A 3989-nucleotide genomic window follows, 5' to 3' on the forward strand; every position below is an offset into this window, starting at 1 on the left:
GTTCTGAGATAAAAACCGACATTGCCTCAGTAAAGACAGAACTTGTCAAAGAAATCGCTTCCGTAAGAGCAGAACTCACCAGATGGATGTTTCTCTTCTGGGCGGGTCAAGTGGCAGTTATGGTCGGGGTTTTGACTCTTTTCTACAATCTGTTGGTTCACGCTGTTAAATGAGGGGAGTTTGCGCATGTCAGTCAAGAAAAAATTATGGACCTGACAAGGAAAGAAAGCTATAGGAAAGGCAGGTGTGTAAGTATTATAATGGTATCAGGGGTGGTTGATATGACCGCAGACGAAATAATCCGGAATATTTCTAAGTTACCGGACCTGGTAAAAAAGGAAAAATCCTACGAAGAGGAAATTTGGGACGATTGGGACAACAGGGAGGTTGACCGGGTATATGAAGAAATGTACCGTCAACTTCGGTGACGTCGTTCTGATTCCGTTTCCGTGGGCGGACGAAGAAACTGGTTTCAAAAATCAGGCCGGCAGTAGTTATAAGCAGAGAAAACTTGCTTGCTGCCGGTCAAATTATTGTATTGAGCATATCTTCAAAGAGAATAACGCGAGAACACGAATATCAGATAATCAACTGGCAAGAGGCAGGTCTAAAGTTTTCCCTCGAAAGTTTGGCTATCACGGCCGTATGGGGTGCATATCAAATCTGCTATCAAAATTGGTAAAGTTCAACCTGAAGATCTTTTAAACATCTACCGACAATTTGTAAGCCTTTTTAAACTCTTCGGTCCCAAAACCCCGCACGAGACAACCTGCGGGCTTTTTTAATCTTCCTTTCGCCGGGGGAAAACGGCGGTCACTCGCTGGCTGCCTGGCCGGCGGGTGTGGAAAGGAGGATAAATGCAGATCCGGAACAGGAAATTGATGGTGGGGGAAGAGGTCACAGTCTGCAGGGCGCTTCAGGAAATCCCTCAAAAAGATGCCGTCCTGCACGAAGTGGCCAGCAGTTCAAATGAGCCCTTTCAGGATGAGCTAGAGTTCCTTGGGGCGGAAAACGCCCGTCTCAAAGCTGAACTTGCTGCTTTAGAGGAAAAAGAAAAACTTCTGGATATCAAGCAGTTATTTGAGCTGAATGTTGCATTGTATGATGCGCTTATACACATGGCCCAAAAATACCAGGCCGCCAGGCGCCTTAACCTGGTATATCTCCAGAAACTGCATCACCTCACGGGACGATACCAGCCGGTAAACCGTCACACGGAGCGCGCTACAAATTAATTAAAAAGAAGTATGATATCCAGGTCCAAAACCCGGTTGTTCATGTAACCGGGATTTATTATTTTTAAGAAACAAAAAATTGAGAGGAGCGAGAAAATGTTAAACAAAGTAATTTTGATCGGCCGTTTTGTGCGTGATCCTGAACTCCGGTATACTCCCCAGGGAATACCCGTCTGCCGGTTTACCCTGGCGGTGGACCGCCCTGCAAACAGCGAAGCTGAAAGACAGGCGGATTTTATTGACTGCCTGGTCTGGCGGGAGCAGGCCGAAAACGTCCGGAAGTATCTGGGTAAAGGTCGGCTCGTGGCCGTGGAGGGGCGCCTGCAGATCCGTAGCTATGACGACAGCCAGGGGGTGCGGCGTAAGGCTGCGGAGGTTATCTGCCAGCGGGTGATATTCATGCCCGACGGGAAAGGAAAGGGTATAGAGCCCCCGCCGTGGCCGGAGGAAGAGCCCCAGTATGGTAAGAAGCAGGCCAGTGAACATGCACCTGAAGATGACTTAACCGGGGACGAAATTCCTTTCAACGAAGACGACTTGCCGTTTTAATAACCGCTTTTCGGTTCCCAAAGCCCGTTTTTTCTACAAAGGGAAGCGGGCTTTTTCATTTTTAAAACCGCGAAAGGAGTGTTTTTTATGTCCATCACATTCCGCAAAGCGGAGAGAAAGCAAGCTAAATTGCGGCTGGCACTGGCTGGACCTGCAGGCTCCGGTAAAACGTACAGCGCGCTGTTGATTGCCTTCGGGCTGGGCGGCAGAATTGCCGTGCTCGACACTGAGCGTTCCAGCGCGGAACTGTACTCCCACCTGGGGGACTACGACGTATGCTGCCTGGAAACCCCGTTCACGCCGCAGAAATACATTGATGCCATACGGGCCGCTGAATCTGCCGGGTACGATGTAATTATCATCGACAGCCTCTCCCATGCCTGGGCCGGACCGGGCGGAGTACTGGAAATCCACGACGCGGTGGCGGCCAAGGAAAAGAACTCCTGGGCCGCCTGGAGGCATGTCACCCCGCTCCACAACGAACTGGTGGATACCATACTCCAGTCGAAGTGCCATATCATTGCCACAATGCGCTCCAAGACCGAATATGTCCAGGTACAGGACGGTGGAAAAGCCAGGGTGCAAAAAGTGGGGATGGCACCGGTCCAGAGGGACGGTATGGAGTATGAGTTCACCGTTTTTCTGGATTTGGACCTTACCCACACCGCAGTTGCCACCAAGGATCGCACCTCTATGTTTGACGGTATAACTTTCCGTCCTTCTGTAGATACCGGAAAGAAGCTACTGGCGTGGCTCAAATCGGGGACTCCAGAAAAAACCACGCAGCCATCCGGAAAAAAGCCAGGGATGCAGGAATCTTCCGGGCAGAAGGAATCGGGCCGCGACAGTTCAGGTGACGGCGGGAATGACAGTAAAACTCGTACCTTCCGTCTCGTTAAGGCCGAAAAGGGCAACCATAACGGGAAACCTCTGGTCCGGGTAGCGCTCCAGGACGAAAACAACCAGGTGGTCACCGCCTGGGCAGCCAACGGGGAAGTTGGGATAGCCGACATTTCTCCCGGAACGGTTCTGGAAGTGGTGCTGGAGGAAAAAGGGAAAGGCGTGGTTGTCACAGGATTCCGGGTGGTGGAAGATGCCCGGGGTGAAGTGGCGTGATAATTGCAAGAGCCTGGCAGGCCGGGAACGCTTTGGTCCTGGCCTGCCTCTCCCGCTCCTCTCCGGAGACCTTCTACCCGGTGCTGGTCCGTCAGGTGAGGGACCACCTGGAAGTGGAGCACATCTGTCCCTCCCGGAATGAGTGCTGGCATGTCAGAGAGGCGGCCAGGCTTTATCGGGAGTGGCGCTGGTGGGAACCGGTGCCGGAGAGGGTGGTTGCGGTCCGCAGGCCGGTTGTATTGCGACCGGACTGGGTGGAGATACCGGTGCCCGGAACGGTGCCGGAGGAAATCGAAAAGGTTCTTAGTGCTTAAAACTGGATAAGGAGGGGGGGCGTGGGTATTAACGACCCGCGCTTACGCACTATGTCGGAGGAAGTTTTGAGAAGTTTTCTGCAAAGTGCCCTCAAGCAGGTTAAGATAAACCGCCTCATGCATGAGGGTGACGAAAACGCGGTGCCGCAAATAATGCCTGAACAATGGGCCATGATAGTTGCCGTCCACGCAGGGCACCTGACTGAAGCCGTGTTGGAAGGGGACGACGTGAAGGTGGAGCGGGAGCTCCTGCACGTGGCCGCTCCCCTGCTGGAATTGTATCTGGTCGTAAAAGGAGGAAAAGGTGCATGATTTTTTCGTACAGCCGCCTTGCAAAATACAAAGAATGCCCTTGGGCATTTTATAAAAAGTACATTCTGGAGCTGCCGGAGGAGCCCACGGAGGCCCAGGAACAGGGTAAGGCAGTCCACCGGGTTATTCAGGAGGTACTGACCGATTCTTCTGCGACGCTGGCGGACGCTGCAGTTCGGGCCTGCGCGGAAGCCGTGCTGCCTCTCGACCCGGAAACGGTTATGGAACTTGCAAAGCACCCGGCAGTAGAACAGGTGAGAGAACTGGCGCTTGTCGGGGGGCACGTTGAGGAGCATTTCGAGCTACCACTTGATGGTCCGGGTTCCCCGGTGCTTCAGGGGTACATAGATCTCTGGTGGGAGGACCCTGCCGGGGCGACTTTAATAGACTGGAAAACAAACCGCGCAACATACAACCCTAGGGACAACCATCAGCTAGGACTATACGCCTGGTCAATTAACCA

7 protein-coding genes are annotated in these 3989 nt (G+C 52.7%); all 7 read left to right on the forward strand.

Going from position 1 to position 3989, the window contains the following annotated elements:
- Positions 1–281: 281 nt before the first annotated feature.
- Positions 282–428, forward strand: a complete 147-nt coding sequence (locus tag ACPLUI_RS12105; protein WP_424660512.1) for a hypothetical protein — start codon at positions 282–284, stop codon at positions 426–428.
- A gap of 429 nt (positions 429–857) precedes the next feature.
- Positions 858–1235 (forward strand): hypothetical protein, encoded by a 378-nt coding sequence (locus ACPLUI_RS12110; RefSeq protein ID WP_424660513.1) that lies wholly within the window; start codon positions 858–860, stop codon positions 1233–1235.
- 96 nt (positions 1236–1331) lie between these two features.
- The gene (locus ACPLUI_RS12115; protein ID WP_424660514.1) at positions 1332–1784 is read left to right on the forward strand and encodes a single-stranded DNA-binding protein; all 453 of its coding nucleotides are present in this window, start codon (positions 1332–1334) and stop codon (positions 1782–1784) included.
- Positions 1785–1871: 87 nt separating this feature from the next.
- Complete coding sequence (locus ACPLUI_RS12120) at positions 1872–2900, forward strand: ATP-binding protein (protein ID WP_424660515.1); 1029 nt, start codon at positions 1872–1874, stop codon at positions 2898–2900.
- Positions 2897–3214, forward strand: coding sequence for a hypothetical protein (locus tag ACPLUI_RS12125; protein WP_424660516.1), 318 nt, complete (start codon positions 2897–2899; stop codon positions 3212–3214). The genes ACPLUI_RS12120 and ACPLUI_RS12125 overlap by 4 nt, the downstream gene beginning before the upstream one ends.
- Positions 3215–3235: 21 nt before the next feature.
- Positions 3236–3526 carry a hypothetical protein gene (locus ACPLUI_RS12130; protein WP_424660517.1) on the forward strand — a complete coding sequence of 97 codons (291 nt, stop codon included), beginning with the start codon at positions 3236–3238 and terminating at the stop codon, positions 3524–3526.
- The coding region (locus ACPLUI_RS12135; RefSeq protein ID WP_424660518.1) for a RecB family exonuclease at positions 3523–3989 on the forward strand (467 nt) is incomplete at its 3' end. The genes ACPLUI_RS12130 and ACPLUI_RS12135, both read left to right, overlap by 4 nt.

It is taken from the genome of Desulfofundulus sp. (genome assembly GCF_049701015.1).
GTDB lineage: Bacteria > Bacillota > Desulfotomaculia > Desulfotomaculales > Desulfovirgulaceae > Desulfofundulus.